The organism is Kineococcus anabasis (genome assembly GCF_054590795.1).
The window spans coordinates 88874-106208 of sequence record NZ_BAAIHU010000002.1; the positions used below are offsets into that span (position 1 = coordinate 88874).

General features: G+C 76.1%; 16 protein-coding genes and 1 riboswitch. Of the genes, 7 read left to right on the forward strand and 9 right to left on the reverse strand.

Annotation, left to right across the window (positions count from 1 at the left end; all coding sequences use genetic code 11):
- Window positions 1-14: 14 nt before the first annotated feature.
- Both ACYQBY_RS03940 and ACYQBY_RS03945 read right to left on the reverse strand, forming a co-directional pair.
- On the reverse strand, window positions 15-1211 hold the full coding sequence (locus ACYQBY_RS03940) for an FIST signal transduction protein (RefSeq protein WP_459642526.1): 1197 nt from the start codon (window positions 1209-1211) through the stop codon (window positions 15-17).
- A 259-nt stretch (window positions 1212-1470) separates the two neighbouring features.
- Entirely contained in the window at window positions 1471-1956 is a 486-nt protein-coding gene (locus ACYQBY_RS03945; RefSeq protein ID WP_459642527.1) for a MarR family winged helix-turn-helix transcriptional regulator, read from the reverse strand.
- Between the two features lie 119 nt (window positions 1957-2075).
- Between ACYQBY_RS03945 and ACYQBY_RS03950 the strand changes: the two genes are divergently transcribed.
- Both ACYQBY_RS03950 and ACYQBY_RS03955 read left to right on the forward strand, forming a co-directional pair.
- Window positions 2076-3113, forward strand: coding sequence for an NADP-dependent oxidoreductase (locus ACYQBY_RS03950; protein WP_459642528.1), 1038 nt, complete (start codon window positions 2076-2078; stop codon window positions 3111-3113).
- Window positions 3110-3958 carry an NmrA family NAD(P)-binding protein gene (locus ACYQBY_RS03955; RefSeq protein WP_459642529.1) on the forward strand — a complete coding sequence of 283 codons (849 nt, stop codon included), beginning with the start codon at window positions 3110-3112 and terminating at the stop codon, window positions 3956-3958. Before ACYQBY_RS03950 ends, ACYQBY_RS03955 begins: the two co-directional genes overlap by 4 nt.
- A gap of 12 nt (window positions 3959-3970) precedes the next feature.
- Here ACYQBY_RS03955 and ACYQBY_RS03960 read toward each other — a convergent pair whose 3' ends face one another.
- From ACYQBY_RS03960 to ACYQBY_RS03990, 7 genes are all read right to left on the reverse strand, one after another.
- Window positions 3971-5101 (reverse strand): cysteine desulfurase family protein, encoded by a 1131-nt coding sequence (locus ACYQBY_RS03960; RefSeq protein ID WP_459642530.1) that lies wholly within the window; start codon window positions 5099-5101, stop codon window positions 3971-3973.
- A 3-nt stretch (window positions 5102-5104) separates the two neighbouring features.
- Complete coding sequence (nadC, locus tag ACYQBY_RS03965) at window positions 5105-6031, reverse strand: carboxylating nicotinate-nucleotide diphosphorylase (RefSeq protein WP_459642531.1); 927 nt, start codon at window positions 6029-6031, stop codon at window positions 5105-5107.
- Window positions 6028-7611 carry an L-aspartate oxidase gene (gene nadB / locus ACYQBY_RS03970; protein WP_459642532.1) on the reverse strand — a complete coding sequence of 528 codons (1584 nt, stop codon included), beginning with the start codon at window positions 7609-7611 and terminating at the stop codon, window positions 6028-6030. Before nadB ends, nadC begins: the two co-directional genes overlap by 4 nt.
- A complete protein-coding gene (gene nadA / locus ACYQBY_RS03975; protein WP_459642533.1) occupies window positions 7608-8918 on the reverse strand; it encodes a quinolinate synthase NadA in 1311 nt (436 codons plus the stop codon). The genes nadB and nadA overlap by 4 nt, the downstream gene beginning before the upstream one ends.
- A gap of 199 nt (window positions 8919-9117) precedes the next feature.
- Complete coding sequence (locus ACYQBY_RS03980) at window positions 9118-9816, reverse strand: NUDIX hydrolase (RefSeq protein ID WP_459642534.1); 699 nt, start codon at window positions 9814-9816, stop codon at window positions 9118-9120.
- A gap of 611 nt (window positions 9817-10427) precedes the next feature.
- A complete protein-coding gene (locus ACYQBY_RS03985) occupies window positions 10428-11054 on the reverse strand; it encodes a malonic semialdehyde reductase (RefSeq protein WP_459642535.1) in 627 nt (208 codons plus the stop codon).
- 68 nt (window positions 11055-11122) lie between these two features.
- A complete protein-coding gene (locus ACYQBY_RS03990) occupies window positions 11123-12499 on the reverse strand; it encodes a cryptochrome/photolyase family protein (RefSeq protein ID WP_459642536.1) in 1377 nt (458 codons plus the stop codon).
- Window positions 12500-12588: 89 nt separating this feature from the next.
- Here ACYQBY_RS03990 and ACYQBY_RS03995 point away from each other — a divergent pair, with 89 nt between their 5' ends.
- From ACYQBY_RS03995 to ACYQBY_RS04015, 5 genes are all read left to right on the forward strand, one after another.
- Entirely contained in the window at window positions 12589-13281 is a 693-nt protein-coding gene (locus ACYQBY_RS03995; protein ID WP_459642537.1) for a metal-dependent transcriptional regulator, read from the forward strand.
- A gap of 206 nt (window positions 13282-13487) precedes the next feature.
- Window positions 13488-13616, forward strand: a riboswitch (cyclic di-AMP (ydaO/yuaA leader).
- Window positions 13617-13621: 5 nt separating this feature from the next.
- Window positions 13622-14518 carry a C40 family peptidase gene (locus tag ACYQBY_RS04000; RefSeq protein WP_459642538.1) on the forward strand — a complete coding sequence of 299 codons (897 nt, stop codon included), beginning with the start codon at window positions 13622-13624 and terminating at the stop codon, window positions 14516-14518.
- Between the two features lie 386 nt (window positions 14519-14904).
- The gene (locus ACYQBY_RS04005; protein WP_459642539.1) at window positions 14905-15399 is read left to right on the forward strand and encodes an HNH endonuclease; all 495 of its coding nucleotides are present in this window, start codon (window positions 14905-14907) and stop codon (window positions 15397-15399) included.
- Window positions 15400-15525: 126 nt separating this feature from the next.
- Window positions 15526-16137, forward strand: coding sequence for an NAD(P)H:quinone oxidoreductase (wrbA, locus tag ACYQBY_RS04010; RefSeq protein WP_459642540.1), 612 nt, complete (start codon window positions 15526-15528; stop codon window positions 16135-16137).
- A gap of 116 nt (window positions 16138-16253) precedes the next feature.
- Window positions 16254-17303 (forward strand): LacI family DNA-binding transcriptional regulator, encoded by a 1050-nt coding sequence (locus ACYQBY_RS04015; protein ID WP_459642541.1) that lies wholly within the window; start codon window positions 16254-16256, stop codon window positions 17301-17303.
- Window positions 17304-17335 lie beyond the last annotated feature (32 nt).

A 17335-nucleotide genomic window follows, 5' to 3' on the forward strand; every position in this document is an offset into this window, starting at 1 on the left:
CTCCACCGCCCGCGTCAGCTCAGCGCCAGCACGACGAGCGTCTGGTTGTGGAAGCCGTCGATGCCGCGGGTCCGGGCGATCTCCCCGTACGTGTGGAAACCGGCGAAGGGCACCCCGGCGGCCTGCTCGGCGAGTCGTTCGCCCTCCGCGGCGATGCCGTCCTCGCCCAGCACGGCCCGGCAGGCGGCGCAGCTGAACACCAGCATCCCCAGCACCGGGCGGTCCCCGAGCGGGCGCCTGGCCTCCGCGCAGGCCGCGGCCGTGGAGGCGAGGATGGAGTCCGCGTCCCCCTCCATCGCCCAGGTGAGGCAGCCGAGGGCGAGGTCGCCGCCGCCGCCGATGGAGCGTCCCTCCAGGTCCACCTCGGTGCTCATGTTGCGCACCTCCATCCCGCTGCGCCGCTGCACGCCCAGGGGACGGGACAGGACGTAGCGGCTGAGGAGGACCCGGTCGTCCCGGACGTCCTCGGGGGCGCCCAGCCGGCGCAGGTACGTGTCGAGGGCCGGCTCGTCGTCGAGCTCGAGGACGCGGCCCTCACCGCTGCGGGTGACGACCATCGGCTCGCCGGTGGGGCGCCAGCCGTGGCTGAGGCCGATGCCCACGGGGGCGTCGGAGGCGATGCACGCGGCGACGACGCCGTTGGTGAGGACCTGCGTGCCGTGCAGCTGGAAGGTGCCGCTCATCCGCCAGCCGTCCGCGGCGGCCCCGCCGACCAGCGGGACGGAGGCGCCCACGACGCCGTAGGCGCCGCGCAGCACGGACTCCTGGTCGCGGGCCAGGCCGTCGGTGAGCAGCAGCAGCACCCGGTGGGGGCGTTCCTCCACGGCCGCGACGCAGGCGGCGACCTCCGCCCCGGCCTCGCGCTGGCGGCCGGAGAGCACGGGGGAGGACGCGGTGGACACCGAGAAGCCGTCCCCGCCGAGCGCGGTGACGACCACGGAGCCGTCGGCGGGCCCGCCGGGGCCGATCTCGCCGTGGGTGGAGCAGCCGATGACGGGGACGCCGGGTGCGGCCTCGGCGACCCCGGCCGACAGGGCCGCGGGGTCGTGGTCGATGCCGGCGAGGACGACGAGCAGCCGGGGGCCCTCACCGGTCAGGGCTGCGCGGGTGGCCTGCAGCCCGGCGGTGCGCGAGTCCGCCGCCGCCGAGCGGCCGACACCCATCCACCGTCGCGCGCCGGGCGCGGTGGCCTCCACCGCTGCTCGCTCCATGTCGTCATCCCGTCTCAGGTCGTGAGGGGCCGCAGCGTATCCGCGCCCCCCGACCGGTGTGCCCGCTCCTGCGAACACGTCCAGCGAACGGGTGAACGCGCAGCGGCACCGTCCCGTGCCACTCGGTGTCGGAGGATCGGGACACCGACGTGGTCGGCGCGCCGCCGGCCCACGGCGGAGGGGCGCCGTGGTGTCGGAGCGCCCTCCGCCGCTGCGGACGCTGTCACGGCGCCCGACCGCCTCGCCGTCGTGAGGGGCGTCACGCCCTCGGGGACACCGGCCCGGTGGCCTCGGGTGCCGACCCCGGGGTCGGGTGCGCTGCGGCGCCGACCGCCTTCCGCAGGAGCGAGGCGAGCTGCCGCTGCTCCCGGTCGGAGAGCCGGGCGGTCACGTGGCGGGGAAAGCTGAACCGCTCCTCGAACCGGCCGTTCAGGGCTTCGCCCGCCGTGGTCCGGGCCACCAGCCGCGCACGGCGGTCCGCGGGGTCCTGGTCGCGCCGGACCAGGCCGCGGGCCTCCAGCCGCTGCACGATCTGCGTGACGTTGGAGGGGTCGCACTGCAGCTCCTCCGCGAGCGATCCCATCTGCCGGGGCCCGGAGATCCTGCCCAGGACGCAGGCGTGGGCGACGCTCAGCCCGAGTTCCCCGGCGGCCGCCTCGTACGCGCGGTCGTAGGTGTCGACGAACTCGAACATCGCCGCCTCGGCATCGCTGGAGGTCGACACCGGGCCGGAGGGCGCTGCCACGCCGCGGAGCCTACCCATGGAACTTGACCGCATCAAGCATCGTCAATCCCTTGATTGAATCAAGTAGGCGTGCCAGGGTCTGCTTGAGCCGATCAAGCATCTACCGGGAGGTCACCACCATGTCCGTCGCAACGCAGACCGCTCGCCGCGCGCGCGAGTGGCACCTCGTCCGCCGGCCGCAGGGTGCGGCGTCACCCGAGGACTTCGCCCTCGTCGAGGTCGACCTCCCCGAACTGCTGCCCGGGCAGGTGCTCGTGCGCAACACGCACCTGTCGGTCGACCCGTACATGCGCGCACGGATGGACGACGTCCCGTCCTACCTGCCGCCGTTCCCCCTGCACGCCCCCCTGGACGGAGGAGCGGTCGGGGTGGTGGTCGGGTCCCGGGCGGACGGGGTCGCCCCCGGCAGCGTCGTCGAGCACTTCGCCGGGCTGCGGGAGACGTCCGTGGTGGACGCCGCCCAGGTGGGGACGCTGCCCGTGACCGGGCTGCCCCCGCAGGTCTACCTGGGTGCGCTGGGAGCCACGGGCTTGACGGCCTGGCTCGGGATCACGCGGATGGCCGCGGTCGCCCCGGGGGACACCGTCTTCGTGTCGGGCGCCGCCGGTGCCGTCGGCAGCCTGGCCGGGCAGATCGCCCGGCTCCGCGGCGCGGCGCGCGTCGTGGGCAGCGTGGGCTCCGCCCCCAAGGCGCGCCACCTCGTGGACGAGCTCGGCTTCGACGAGGCCTTCGACCACCACGACGGGGACCTGCACGAGCACCTGACCAAAGCTGCGCCGGAGGGGATCGACGTGGTGTTCGACAACGTGGGCGGCGTTCAGCTCGAGGCCGCGATCGACCACCTGCGGACCGGCGCCAGGCTGGCGTTGTGCGGAATGGTCAGCCAGTACGACGGCCGGGCACCGCACGGGGTCAGGAACCTCTACGAACTCGTGACCAGGCGCGCGACCGCCCGTGGGTTCCTGGTCACCGACCACTACGGCGAGATGCCCGCCTTCCGCGCCGAGGTGGAGCCGTGGGTGCGGAGCGGTCAGGTCGCCCACACCGAGTCGGTGATCGACGGGATCGAGCGGGTGCGGGACGCGCTGATCGGGTTGCTGCGCAGCGGCACGTCGCTCCGCGGCAAGGTGCTCGTCCGGCTCGGGGAGGCGTCGTGAGGGGCACCGTGCTGGTGACCGGGGGGCGCGGCAAGACCGGTGGTGCCGTGGTCGACCTGCTGCGCGCCGCTGAGGGTGTGACGCTGCGGGCGGGCTCGAGCCGGCCCGACGCGCACCGCTCCACGTCGGTGGGGTACGTGTCCTTCGACTGGGAGGACCCGTCGACCTGGCCCGCCGCCGTCGACGGCGTCGACGCCGTCTACCTGATGCGACCCGACCTCCCCGACGCCCCCGACCGCGTGGGGCGGCTGGTGGACCTGAACCGGAGCGCGCACGTCGTCCTGCTGTCGGAGCAGGGAGCCGGCACGCTCCCCGCCGGGCACTGGGCCCGGGAGGTCGAGGACGCCGTGACCGCACGGGCCGGGACGTGGACGCTCCTGCGGCCGTCGTGGTTCCAGCAGGTGCTGACGGATCCGAGGTTCTACCGCGACTCCATCCGTTCCGGGCACCGCCTCGCCATGCCGTCGGGCGGCGCACCGCTGGCCTGGGTCGACGCCCGCGACATCGCGTCGGTCGTCGTGGCCGTGCTCGACCACCCGGCCCGTCACCACGGTCACGCCCTCACCCTGACCGGCCCGGAGCCCCTCTCCGTGGCGGCGGTCGCCGAGGAGCTCTCCGCGCACGTCGGGCACACCGTGCGAGCCGTCGACCAGCCGGCCGAGGACGCCATCGGGGAAGCCGACCCCTGGACCTCCGGAATCCTGGACGACCTCTACCGGAGGGTCCGTGCAGGCGGGTTCGCCGACGTCTCGACCGACGTCGAGCGGGTCACCGGCAGTCCGCCCGGCACGCTGCGACGCTTCCTCGAGGACCACCGGCACGAACTGCGCTCCGGTGCGGCGTGAAGGACCCGGCGCTCACCACCCGGCGGCGGCCACCGCCTCCGGCAGCAGCTCCAGCACCGCGTCCACGTCGTCCGCCGTGGTGCGCTCGCCCAGGGTGAAGCGGACCGCGGTGCGCGCCAGGTCCGCGTCCAGGCCCATCGCCAGCAGCACGTGCGAGGCGTCCTCGGAGTCCGCCGCGCACGCCGAGCCGCTGGAGCACACCACGCCCCGCGACTCCAGCTCCTGCAGCACCGTCTCCCCGCCCACCCCCGCGAAGCAGAACGAGGCGTGCCCCGGCAGGCGCCGGGTGCGGTGCCCCGTCAGGCGGGCCGTCGGCACCGCCTCCAGCACCCCCCCGACCAGCCGCTCCCGCAGCGCCGTCAGCCGCTCCGCCTCCGCGGGCAGCATCCCCTGCGCCCGCCGCAGGGCGGTGGCGGTGCCCACGGCCCCGGCCACGTCGACGGTGCCGGAGCGGCGGCCGCGCTCCTGCCCGCCGCCGTGCAGCACCGGCTCCAGCGGCACCACCCCGCGCACGTACAGGGCGCCGGCGCCGCGCGGCCCGCCGAGCTTGTGCGCCGAGACGGTCAGCGCGTCCACGCCCAGCGCGTCCACCCCCAGGGGCAGGTGCGAGGCCGCCTGCACCGCGTCGGTGTGCAGCGGCACCCCCCGCGCCCGGCACAGCGCCGAGACCTCCGCGAGCGGCTGCACCGTGCCCACCTCGTTGTTGGCGTACATCACCGAGCACAGCGCCGTGTCCTCGCGCAGCACCGCCGCCAGGGCGTCCAGGTCCAGCACGCCGTCGCCGTCGACGCCGACGACGTCCAGCTCGAACCCCTGCCGCGTCAGGGCGCGGCACGTCTCCAGCACCGCCGGGTGCTCCACCGCGGTCGTCACCAGGTGCCGCCCGCGGGTGGAGGCCGTCGCGATGCCGGTGACGGCGAGGTTGTCGGCCTCGGTGCCGCCGCCGGTGAAGACGACCTCCCCGGGACGGCAGCCCAGGACCGCCGCCACGCCCGCGCGGGCCGCGTCCAGCCCGGCCCTGGCGGCCCGGCCCACCTCGTGGGCGCTGGAGGGGTTGCCGAACACCTGCGTCAGGTACGGCCAGGTGGCCTCCAGCACCTCCCGCGTAGGCGGGGCCGTCGCCGCGTGGTCCAGGTAGATCACCGCTCAGGCCCCCGTGCCGGCGCGGTCGTCGGGGCGCACGTCCACGTCCAGGCCGAGGTCCAGGGCCGGCGCGGCCTGGGTGAGCGCGCCGACGGAGATGACGTCCACCCCGGTCTGCGCCACCGCGCGCACCGTCTCCGGTGTGATGCCGCCGCTGGCCTCCACGACCGCGCGCCCGGCGACCTGCGCCACCCCGGCGCGCAGGTCCGCGAGGGAGAAGTTGTCCAGCAGCACCACGTCCACGCCCGCGGCGAGCACGGCGTCGAGCTGGTCGAGGCGGTCCACCTCCACCACGACCCGCGTGGTGTGCCCGATGCGCGAGCGCAGCGCCCGCAGGCCGGTCGTCACGTCCACGCCCGCGGCGGTCAGCACCGCGAGGTGGTTGTCCTTGACCATGACCGCGTCGGACAGCGACCAGCGGTGGTTGCTGCCGCCGCCGCAGCGCACGGCGTGCCGCTCCAGCGCCCGCAGGCCCGGGGTGGTCTTGCGGGTGTCGGCGATGCGGGCGCCGGTGCCCTCGACGGCGGCCACGTAGCGGGCGGTGAGGGTGGCGATGCCGGACAGCCGCTGCACGAGGTTGAGGGCGACGCGCTCGGCGCGCAGCACCGCCCGCGCGCTGCCCTCCACCCGGGCCAGCACGTCCCCGGCCCGGAAGGCGGTGCCGTCGGGGAGCAGGGCCTCCACGCGGCCGGTGCCGCCGGTGGCCGCGGCGGCCAGCTCCACCGCGGCGGCCACGGCGTCGACGCCGGCGAGGACCCCGTCGACCCGCGCGCGCAGCACCGCCGCGGCGCGGGCGTCCGCGGGCAGCAGCGCCTCGGTGGTGACGTCCCCCCAGGGCGCGTCCTCGGCGAGGGCCGCGGCGACGACCGCGCCGAGGGCCGGCAGGGGGGCGGCGGGCGGCACGGCGGGGGCCGGCGCGGGCTGGGTCATCTGGTCTCGGTCCTCCGCAGGGTGGTGCGCCGGGCTGCGGCGCGCGGGGTGGGGAAGTCGCCGCGCCAGTGTGCTCCGCGGCTCTCCTCGCGGGCGAGGGCGGCCAGCACGAGCAGGCGCCCGGCGGTGCGCAGGTTCGCGTCCTCGTGCCCGGTGACGGTGGTGGGGGCGCTCCCGCCGGGCCGCGGGGCGAGCTCCTTGGCGGCCACGGCCAGGCCCGCGGCGTCGCGCACCACCCCGGCGTGCTCCCACATCAGGGCCTGCACGTCGGCGCGGGCGGGGCCGGCGTCCACGGGCGCCGCGAGGTCCGGCACGTCGAGCACGTCCTCCTCCGCGGGAGGGCGCAGCGGTTCCGCCCGCCCGGCGAGGCCGGCGGCCAGCACGTCCGCGGCGGCGCGCGAGGCGAGCACCAGGGCCTCCAGCAGGGAGTTCGAGGCGAGCCGGTTCGCGCCGTGCACGCCCGTGCAGGCGACCTCCCCGACGGCCCACAGCCCCGGCAGGCTCGTGCGGCCGGCGGCATCGGTGCGCACCCCGCCCATCCAGTAGTGCGCGGCGGGCGTGACGGGCACCGGGTCGCGCCCCGGGTCCAGGCCCTGCGCGCGGCACAGCGCGTCGATGCCGGGGAAGCGCGCCGCGAACGGGCGGCCCAGCAGCGCGGCGACGCCCGTGGCGTCGAGGAACGCCGGCCGGCCGTCCTGGCGGGCCATGACGGCGGCCGTGGCGCGGGCGACGACGTCGCGGGGGGCGAGTTCCGCGCGGGGGTCCACGGCGCTCATGTACCGGGTGCCGCGCTCGTCGCGCAGCACGGCACCCTCGCCCCGCACCGCTTCCGAGACCAGGAACGGGGAGGGCAGAGCCGCCGCCGTGGGGTGGAACTGGAAGAACTCCAGGTCCGTCACGAGCGCTCCGGCGCGCCACGCCACCGCCAGCCCGTCGCCGGTGGCGACCGCGGGGTTCGTGGTGTGCCGGAACAGCTGCCCGGCACCACCGGAGGCCAGGACCACGGCCCGCGCGCGGATCCGCGAGCGCCGCCCGTCCGCGCCCAGCAGTTCCGCGCCGGTGACCCGGCCGCCCTCCACGAGGAGTTCCACCACGGTCGTGGACGCGTGCACCTGCACGGGGGAGCTGCGCACGGCCGCGACGAGCGCGTCGCTGATGCGGGCGCCGGTCACGTCGCCGCCCGCGTGCAGGATGCGGTGCCGGCTGTGGGCGGCCTCCAGGCCGCGGGCCGGTGCACCGTCGGGGCCGGGGTCCCACGCGACGCCGCGGGCGGTGAGGCGCGCCACGGCCGCGGGGCCGCTCCCGCACAGCGCCCGCACCGCGACCACGTCGCACAGACCCGCACCGGCCGCGACGGTGTCGGCGGCGTGCAGGTCCGCGGAGTCGTCCGCGGAGGCGACGACGGCGATGCCGCCCTGGGCCCACCGGGTGCTGCCGGCGCCGGGGTCCGCCTTCGTGACGAGCGCGACGGTCGCGGCGCCGGCGCAGTCCAGCGCGGCGGTCAGGCCCGCGATCCCGCTGCCGACGACGAGGACGTCGACGGCGGGCAGTTCCCGCGGGGGTTCCGGCGCGGGGTTCACGGGTGGACGGCCAGCATCCGCTGCAGCGCGGTGCGGGCGGAGTCGGCCACGGCGGCGGGCACCCGCACCTGGTTGACGACCTCGCCGCGCACCAGCGACTCCAGCACCCAGGCCAGGTACGCGGGGTGGATGCGGTACATCGTCGAGCAGGGGCAGATCACCGGGTCCAGGCAGGTGATGGTGTGCTGCGGGTTCTGCGTCTGCAGGCGCCGCACCATGTTGATCTCGGTGCCGACCGCGAACGCGGTCCCGGCCGGGGCCTGCTCGACGGCCCGCTCGATGTAGCGGGTGGAGCCGGCCTCGTCGGCGGCGTCGACGACCTCCACGGGGCACTCGGGGTGCACGATGACGCGGACGTCGGGGTTCTCCGCGCGGGCGGCGGCGATCTGCTGCGGCGTGAACCGCTGGTGCACCGAGCACCAGCCCCGCCACAGGACGACGCGGGCGTCCCGCAGGGCGGCGGTGTCGTTGCCCCCCAGCGGCTTGCGCGGGTCCCACAGCGGCATCTCGTCGAGCCCGATGCCCATGGCCTTGGCGGTGTTGCGGCCGAGGTGCTGGTCGGGGAAGAACAGGACGCGCTGCCCGCGCCGGAACGCCCACTCCAGCACCGCCGCGGCGTTGGAGGACGTGCAGACGATGCCGCCGTGGTCGCCGCAGAACGCCTTCAGCGCCGCGGAGGAGTTCATGTACGTCACGGGGACGACGGGCACGCGGCCCTCGGCGTCGGGCTCGGTGCCGTAGATCGCGGTGAGCTGGTCCCAGCACGCCGAGACGGAGTCGATGTCGGCCATGTCCGCCATGGAGCAGCCGGCGGCGAGGTTGGGCAGGATGACGCTCTGGCCCGGGGAGGCGAGCAGGTCGGCGGTCTCGGCCATGAAGTGCACGCCGCAGAACACGATCGCCTCGGCTGCGGTGCGGCTGGCGGACTGCTGGGCGAGCTGGAAGGAGTCGCCGACGAAGTCCGCGAACTGCACGATCTCGTCGCGCTGGTAGTGGTGGCCGAGGACGACGACGCGGTCCCCGAGGGTGGCCTTCGCGGCGCGGATGCGCTCCTCGAGCTCGGGCACCGGGGTGCGGCGGTACTCGGCGGGGATCTGCTGCTGCACCGGGGTGGAGGCGGGCGCGGTGTCCACGATCGAGGCGCCGGGGCCGTACTCGGGCAGCGGCAGCGGCTCGCCGGGCACGGCGTCCAGGGCCCAGGGGCCCTCGGCGAGGCGGGGGTCGCAGACCTCGGTGGCGGTGCCGGCGCCCGTGCGGGGGCGCGGGGTGCGGGTGAGCTGCTCGACCTGGATGGTCACGGAGGTCATGGCGTTCCTTCCGGTGCCGCGCGTGTCGCGGGTTCGGGTCCGGGCCGGTGCCGGCTCGAGGTCCTGGTGCCGCCAGGCCGGGGGTCTGGGTCCTGCGGGGGGTCCGGGTGCTGCGGGGGGTCCGGGTGCTGCGGGGGGTCCGGGTGCTGCGGGGGGTCCGGGTGCTGCGGGGGGTCCGGGTGCTGCGGGGGGCCGTCGGTCAGGACTGCGGCCCGGCCACGGCGAGCGGGCCGGCGCTGCCCTCGGGGACCAGCGCCCGGTACAGCCGCGGCGGCCGGTGCCGCGTCCCGGTGAGGCGCTCCCCGGTCGGCACGATCGTCCCGGACGCCTCGACGTGGCGGCGGAAGTTGGCCGGGTCCAGGGGGCGCTGGAGGACCGCCTCGTACACCTCGCGCAGCTGGGCCATGGAGAACGTCTCGTCGAGGAAGTGCAGCGCGATGTGGGCGTACTCGACCTTCGTCCGCAGGCGCCACAGGGCGTACCTGACGATCTCGTCGTGGTCGAAGGCCAGGCCGGTGGCGTCGTCCGCGGGGCACCAGCGCACGTTCTCGCTCTCCTGCGCGGTGGCGGCCTCGTGGCTGCGCACGAGGGCGGAGTAGACGACGGACAGCACGCGGCCGGTGGGGGAGCGGTCGGGGCGGCCGAAGGTGTAGAGCTGCTCGAGGTAGCTGGGGCGCAGGCCGGTGGTCTCGGCGAGGGTGCGCCGCCCGGCGTCGGAGAGGCTCTCGTCCTCGCAGACCCAGCCGCCGGGCAGCGCCCAGGCTCCCTCGAAGGGTGCGCGGGTGCGGCGCACGAGCGGGAGCTGGACGCGCGGGGTGCCGTCGGCGCCGGGGCGCAGGGCGAGGATCACGGTCGACACGGCGACGGCGATCTCCTGCTGCTCGGACGGCTGGCACACGGGCGGGATCCGATCCTCGGGGCGTCTGCGCGGTCCACCGGCGGGGCGGCACCCGAGTAAAGGTGGCTCTGACCCGAAGATGGCTGGCATCAGGTTACGGGGACCAGAAGTCGCCGTGCAAGTCGCCCCGTCAGCCCCCGGCGCGCCCCCGTCCATCCCGCCCATCTCCGGGTTCGGGCGCTCAGGGGCCCCGCCCATCCCGCCCATCTCCGGGTTCGGGCGACCACGGGGCCTGCCTGGCGCGCCGAAACCCGGAGATGGGCGGCGGGGGGGAGGGCGCGGGGGGAGGGCGCGGGGGGCGGTGGGAGTCGCCGGGCACGTCGCCCCGTAATTCGACGTGACAGCGGCCCGGGAGCCGTCGTACCGTTTTCGTACACGGGAAGGAGGTGGTCCAGAGCATGCAGAACTCTCGGACACGTGAGGTGGCTGCCAGCTAGCAGCTGTGTGCAGGACGCTGACCGCTCTGGTCGCCCCGCGCAGCGCGGCGAATCCCAGGCAGTCACCGGGACCCCCGGGCGCCGGCCCGTCCAGCCGGCCCTCCACCAGGAGGAAGCGCCCGGGGGTTCTCCACGTCCGGACGCGGGAGCGCCGCGCCCCGCGCAGGCGGTGCCTCAGACGGTGGTGACGACCTCGTCGAAGTCCAGCCGCGGCGCCCGCGGGTAGGTGCCGGCCGGGTCCTCCACCCCCACGTTGACCACCGCGACCACGCGGTGACGCCCGTCGGGGAGGAACTCCCGCTCGATCGCGGGGGCGTCGATGCCGGTCATCGGCCCGGCCGCGAGGCCCAGGGCGCGGATCGCGAGGACCAGGTAGCCCAGCTGCAGGCCGGCGTTGAACACGGCCACGCCCTGCCGGGCCTCCTCGTCGGGGAAGAAGTCGCGCGCGCCGGGCACCGCGGGGGCCAGGCGCGGCAGGTCCTCGTGGAAGTCGACGTCGGCGGCCACGATCAGCGTCAGGGGCGCGGTGGCGGTCTTGGCGGCGTTGCCGCCGCTCATGTGCGGGACGAGCCGGGCGCGGGCCTCGGGGCTGCGCACGGCGAGGAGGCGCAGCGGCTGGGAGTTCAGCGCGGTGGGCGGCCACTTGGCGAGGTCGAGGACGGCGCGCAGCTGCTCGTCGCCGACCGGCGTGCCGAGCCAGCGGTTGGCGGTGCGGGCGTCGCGGAAGAGCAGGCGGGCGCCGGCCTCGTCCAGCGTGGCGGGACGCTGCTCGGTGCGGGGGGCGGGCAGGGACGTGGTCACGGGAACCTCCTCGACGGAATGCTTGAACCTGCAAACAGTCCGGGGGTCCCGGGATGTTCCCGCCTCCCTCAGCCCTTCACGCGCCGGTAGCCCTCCAGCGCCACCGCCCGCTCGGCGGCGTGGTCCACGACGCGCTCGGGGTAGCCGTGCGCGTAGCCGTCCGCCGCCTTCCACGGCTCGTGCACCGAGGCCCCCGGCAGGTGCCGCAGCTCGGGGACGAAGCGGCGCACGTAGTCCCCGTCGGGGTCGTAGCGCTGCCCCTGCGTCACCGGGTTGAAGACCCGGAAGAACGGCGCCGCGTCCGTCCCCGACCCCGCCACCCACTGCCAGCCGTGGGCGTTGCTCGCCAGGTCCCCGTCGCGCAGCCGGTGCATGAACTCCCGTGCGCCGTAGGTCCACTCCACGTGCAGGTCCTTGACGAGGAAGCTCGCCACGACCATCCGCACCCGGTTGTGCATCCAGCCCTCGGCGCGCATCTGCCGCATCCCGGCGTCGACGAAGGGGAAGCCGGTGCGCCCGGCGGCCCACGCCTCGAAGGCATCCCCGGGCTCGGAGTAGGCCAGGCGCTGCATCTCCGGCCGCAGGTACTCCCGCGCGCTCTCCGGCCGGTGCCACAGCACGTCGGCGTAGAACTCCCGCCAGGCCAGCTCCGTGCGGAACGCCTCCGCGCCCGGTGAGCCGGAGGAGGCCAGGTCCGCCAGGAGCGTGCGCGGGTGGACCTCGCCCCACTTCAGGGCGGCGGAGAGCTGGGAGGTGCCGTCGAGGTCGGGGCGGTCGCGGGAGGTGTCGTAGCCCGCGAGCACGGTGTCGCGGAACTCCCGCCAGCGCAGCAGCGCGAACTGCTCGCCCGGCGGGGGCAGCCTGAGGTCCCCCAGGTCCGGGGCGGCGGGCCAGTCCTCGCCGTCCACGCCGGGCGCGGCCCCGCGCAGCCACCGCGCCCGCGGGGGCGGCCCGGCGGGTGCGGGCCAGCCGTGGGCGCGCCAGGCACGGGCGAACGGCGTGAACACCTTGAAGGGCTCCCCGGCGCCGGTGCGCAGGGTGCCGGGGCCGACGGCGTAGGGGGTGCCGGTGCGCACCAGGGCGCGCCCGGCGGCCTCCAGGGCCGCGGCGACCGCCTCGTCGCGGCGGCGGCCGTAGACCCCGGTGTCGGCGCTGGCGTGGACGCTCGCGGCGCCGACCTGCGCCGCCAGGCGCGGCACGACCTCCACCGGGTCGCCCGCCACGACGGCGAGGGTCCCGCCGAGGTCGGCGTCGAGCGCGCGCAGAGAGGTGAGCAGGTAGGCGCGGCGGGCGTCGCCGGAGGGTCCCCACAGGGCGGGGTCGAGGACGAAGAGCGGCAGGACGGGCCCGCGCTCCGCCGCCTCGTGCAGGGCCGGCAGGTCGCCCAGGCGCAGGTCGCGGCGGAACCACAGCACGGCGGCCCGCCCGGGGCCCGGTGTCGTCACGGCGGGGACGCTAGCGGCGCGGGGAGCCGCCCGCGCGGGGAGCGCGGCGGGTGCGTGCACCGGTCGGGCCCATGCCCGAGAATGCGCGCGTGAGCGACCTCATCGACACCACCGAGATGTACCTCCGCACGATCTTCGAGCTCGAGGAGGAGGGCATCGTGCCGATGCGGGCCCGGATCGCCGAGCGCCTGCACCACAGCGGTCCCACGGTGTCGCAGACGGTCGCCCGCATGGAGCGCGACGGGCTCCTGCACGTCAGCGCGGAGCGCCACCTGGAGCTGACGGAGGAGGGGCGGGTCAAGGCCACGCGCGTCATGCGCAAGCACCGCCTGGCGGAGCGGCTGCTCACCGACGTCATCGGCCTGGACTGGGAGCTGGTCCACGAGGAGGCCTGCCGCTGGGAGCACGTCATCTCCGAGGACGTCGAACGCCGGCTCGTGGAGATCCTGGAGCACCCGCACTTCTCGCCGTACGGCAACCCGATCCCGGGCCTGGCGGAGCTGGGGGAGAGCGGTGAGGCGGAGGACTTCCGCGCGGGCGTGGCGCCCCTGACCACGGTGGAGGCGACCGGCCGGCCGGTGGTCGTGCGCCGCCTCGGCGAGCCGGTGCAGACGGACAAGGACCTGATGGGGCGCCTCGCCGCGGCGGGCCTGCGGCCCGGTACCGAGGTGGGGGTGCGGCGCGGGCCGCAGGGGCTGGCGCTGGTGCTGGACGGCCGGGAGGTGGACCTGACGGCGGCGCAGGCGTCCCACGTCTTCGTGGAGGTGCCCGCACCCCGGTGACCGGACTGACCGTGATCGGGTGGTGACGCAACGAAATTTTTCGCACGCTCCCGACACGAGTTCGTGACAGCGGCGTGACTTCCTCCGCCGGACTGGGTTAATGTCGCGCCGCTTCCCACCGTGCGGTGGGGAGTCCTGGTGCGGACGCCGAGCCCTGCCACCGCCCCAGGTCCCGCGAGAACGCATGGCAGGGGTGGGGGAACCACTTTTTCGGGCCGCTCGGTCCTGACTCCGGTCGGGTGCGGGTGGTCCTCGGGGTGAAGCCGGTGCGAACCGGCCGGGCGATACTCCCGTCCGAACCCGACAGCTCACCTCGCAGGCGTCGGAGAGGTTCACCACCTTGTCGACCCGCCATTCGGCGCGCCACCGTGCCGCCGCGCGCCCGCTCACCCCGCTGACGACCGCCTCCGAGAGCCTGCGCCGCAACGTCGGCGCCGTCGGCCGCGGCACGGCCGTCGTGGCCGCCTCCTCCGGCCTCGTCCTCTCCGTCGCCGTGTCCGCCGACGCGACGGTGCAGGCCGCTCCCGCAGCGGTCGCCACCACGGGGACGCTGCCCGCCGCCGGGATCGTCACCGCCCCGCTCCAGGCCGCCCCGGCGACCGTGCAGACCGCGTTCGCCACGCTCCCGGCCCCGGCTCCCGCCCCGGTCGTCGAGCAGGCCGCCCCCGCCGCGGTCGAGGCGCGCACGCACCGCGCCGCGATCCAGGGCGTCCTCGACGCCGGCCGCATCGCGCGCGCCTCCCGCAGCGGAGCCCGTGTCGCGCCGGCCCCGCGCGGCGACGTCGCACCGCAGGTCCTCGCGCCGCCGGCCCCCGCCGCGGTCGCGCCGCCGGCCCCCGCCCCGGCCCCGCCGCCCGCGCCGGCCCCCGCGCCGGCCCCGGTGGACCGCCGCGCGCAGGTGCTGGAGATCGCCGCCCGCTACATCGGCACGCCGTACGTCTACGGCGGCACGACCCCCCGCGGCTTCGACTGCTCCGGCTACACCGGGCACGTCTTCCGCGAGATCGGCGTGAACCTGCCGCGCGTCTCCCACGACCAGATGCTCGCCTCGCGGCGGGTCCCCGCCGCCGAGGCGCTGCCCGGCGACCTGGTCTTCATGGCCAACGGTGGTGGCCGCGTCTACCACGTCGGCATCTACGCCGGCGACGGGATGATGTTCGACTCCCCGCGGGCCGGCAAGACGGTCACCAAGCGCAAGATCTGGACGAGCTCGGCCTTCTTCGGCCGCGTCCTCTGAGCGGAGCCGGTGCGTCCTCCGGGCGCTCGGCACCACCCGCGGCGACGGCCCGCGCAGCCCCCCGGCGGGGCCGCGCGGGCCGTCGCCGTCCCCCCTGCGGGTGGGGCCGGGGTGAGCGGGACGCGGCCGGTCGGGCGTGGAGGGTGACGTGGGGCGGAGCCGGACGTACAGTGCGATCCACGACGACGGCACCACGGAGGCACAGTGCTCACCCCACCGACCCACCCGCTCGCGGGGACGGGTGCGCGCCCACGGCGCAGGAGAGGTGTGGGCGGATCGATCCACAGCCACCACCACCATTCGGTGCGCGTGCCGGTGCACGCCGTCCTCATCAGAGGCGCCCTCCCATCCCGGGACGGCGCCTCTTCTCGTCGGTGGAGGTGGATGTGCGCACCCTCGTGCTGAACGCAGGCTACGAACCGCTCGCCGTGGTGACCTTCCGCAGGGCGCTGGTCCTGGTCCTGTCGGGCAAGGCCTCGGTGGTCGTGGAGGACGGCGAGCCCGTCATCGGCGCCACCCTCACCCTGGCCAGGCCGTCGGTGATCCTCCTCGGGCGCTACGTCCGCGTGCCGCACGGGCGCACGGTGCCCGTGAGCCGGCGCGGGGTGCTGCGCCGCGACCACCACCGCTGCGCGTACTGCCGCGGCCCGGCCAGCACCGTCGACCACGTCCTGCCGCGCAGCCGCCGCGGCCCGGACTCGTGGGAGAACCTCGTGGCCTGCTGCGTGCGCTGCAACAACGCCAAGGGCGACCGGACGCCCGAGGAGATGGGCTGGAACCTGCCGTTCACGCCGATGGCGCCCCGCGGGGCGTCGTGGGTGGTGCGGGGCGCGGACCAGGCGGACCCGCGCTGGGAGGAGTTCCTCGCCGCGGCGGCCTGACCCGGTCCGGCGGTGCCCCCGCCGGGCGCCCCTGCGGCCGGGTGGCGTGCTCCGGGCGGGCGGCATAGCGTCGGGGATGAAGTTGAGCAGTCCACCACTTCGCCCCCGAGTTCTGGAGAGAACACAGTGAGTGACCCGGTTCGTCTCAGCGTCATCTACTACTCCTCGACCGGCACGAACTACGAGATCGCCCGCGCGATCGCCGAGGCCGCCGAGCAGGAGGGCGCCGAGGTGCGCCTGCGCAAGGTGCACGAGCTCGCGCCGAAGGAGGCCGTCGAGAGCAACCAGGGCTGGGCGCAGCACGCCGCCGCGACCCAGGACGTGCCCGAGGCGGACAAGGACGACATGACCTGGGCCGACGCCGTGATCTTCGGCTCGCCCACCCGCTACGGCAACATCGCCGCCCAGCTCAAGCAGTTCATCGACACCCTCGGCGGGCTCTGGGCCCAGGGGCTGCTCGCGGACAAGGTCTACAGCGGCTTCACGTCCTCCAGCACCCAGCACGGCGGGCAGGAGTCCACGCTCCTCGCGCTCTACAACACCATCCACCACTTCGGCGGCATCGTCGTGGCCCCCGGCTACACCGACCCCTCCAAGTTCGCCGACGGCAACCCCTACGGCACCTCCCACGTCGACGGCAACGGGGACAACCCCGTCGGCGACGTGACCCGCACGGCGGCCGCCGTCCAGGCCCGCCGCGTCGTGAAGATCACGAAGGCGCTCAAGGCCGGTCGCTGACCCCCGCCGCGCGGGCGCCCCGCCCGGGTGCCCGCGCGGTGTGCCCCGCTGCCCGTACCCTTCGCCCGGAAACCGGTCCACACCTGGCCGGCCCGTGCCGGGAGGGGAGGGGCAGCGTGGGGGTCGACATCCGGGACGTGGCCCGGCGCAGCGGCGTGTCCATCGCGACCGTCTCCCGGGCCCTCAACGACCGCCCCGACGTCAGCGAGAGCACCCGGGCGCGCGTGCGCGCCGTCGCCGCCGAGCTCGGCTACCTGCCGAACCAGCCGGCCCGCGCCCTCGTGCGCCGCCGCTCGGACACCGTGGGCCTGATCTGGGACACCGACTACGTCCGCACCAAGGGGCGCCAGCCGTTCCTGCAGGACCTGCTCGTCGCGCTGAAGATGGCGCTGTCCGAGACCGGCTACCACCTGCTGCTGCTCTCCCCGCAGAGCACCGACGCCTCCGAGGACGCGTTCGTGCGCATCGCCGCCCAGCACAGCCTGGAGGGCGTGGCGCTGATGGCGGTCAACGCGCACCTGCCCGCGGTCGACGCGCTGATCGCCTCCGGTCGTCCCTGCGTGGGGCTGGACCTGCCCGTGCGCGGGCCGCGCGCCTCCTACGTGGGGGTCCACCACCGGCAGGGCGCCCGGCTGGCCGTGGAGCACCTCGTGGCGCTGGGGCACCGCCGGATCGCGACCGTCACCGGCGGGCCCGGCATGCTCCCCGCCGACGAGCGCTGCGCAGGGTTCCTCGCCGCGATGGCCGAGGCCCGGCTGCCGGTGCCGGAGGGCTACGTCGTGCCGGGCGACTTCTTCGTGGAGTCCGGGCGCGCGGCGCTGGAGGCGCTGCTGCGGCTGCCGGAGCCGCCGACGGCCGTGTTCGCCGCGGGGGACCTCATGGCGATCGGCGTGGTGCAGGCCGCGGCGGAGGCGGGGCTGCGGGTGCCGCAGGACCTCTCGGTCGTCGGGTTCGACGACATCGAGGCTGCAGCGGTGGCCGGGCCGGGTCTGACGACGGTGGCGCAGGACTACCTCGCCGTGGGGACCGCTGCCGTGGGGATGCTCGCGCGGGTCATCGACGACGACCGCCCGGCCGGGCCGCGCGGCGGCGCCCGGCGCGGGCCCGCCCCGAAGCTGCTGCCGGGCCGGCTGGTCGTGCGGGGCTCGACGGCGCCTCCCGCCTGAGCGCGTCGTCCCGGGACCACCCTGACCGAACG

Bases quoted from the DNA above. Each gene is read 5' to 3' on its own strand.
- ACYQBY_RS03940 (WP_459642526.1), bottom strand. From the start codon at position 1,211: ATGGAGCGAGCAGCGGTGGAGGCCACCGCGCCCGGCGCGCGACGGTGG.
- ACYQBY_RS03950 (WP_459642528.1), top strand. From the start codon at position 2,076: ATGTCCGTCGCAACGCAGACCGCTCGCCGCGCGCGCGAGTGGCACCTC.
- nadC (WP_459642531.1), bottom strand. From the start codon at position 6,031: ATGACCCAGCCCGCGCCGGCCCCCGCCGTGCCGCCCGCCGCCCCCCTG.
- nadA (WP_459642533.1), bottom strand. From the start codon at position 8,918: ATGACCTCCGTGACCATCCAGGTCGAGCAGCTCACCCGCACCCCGCGC.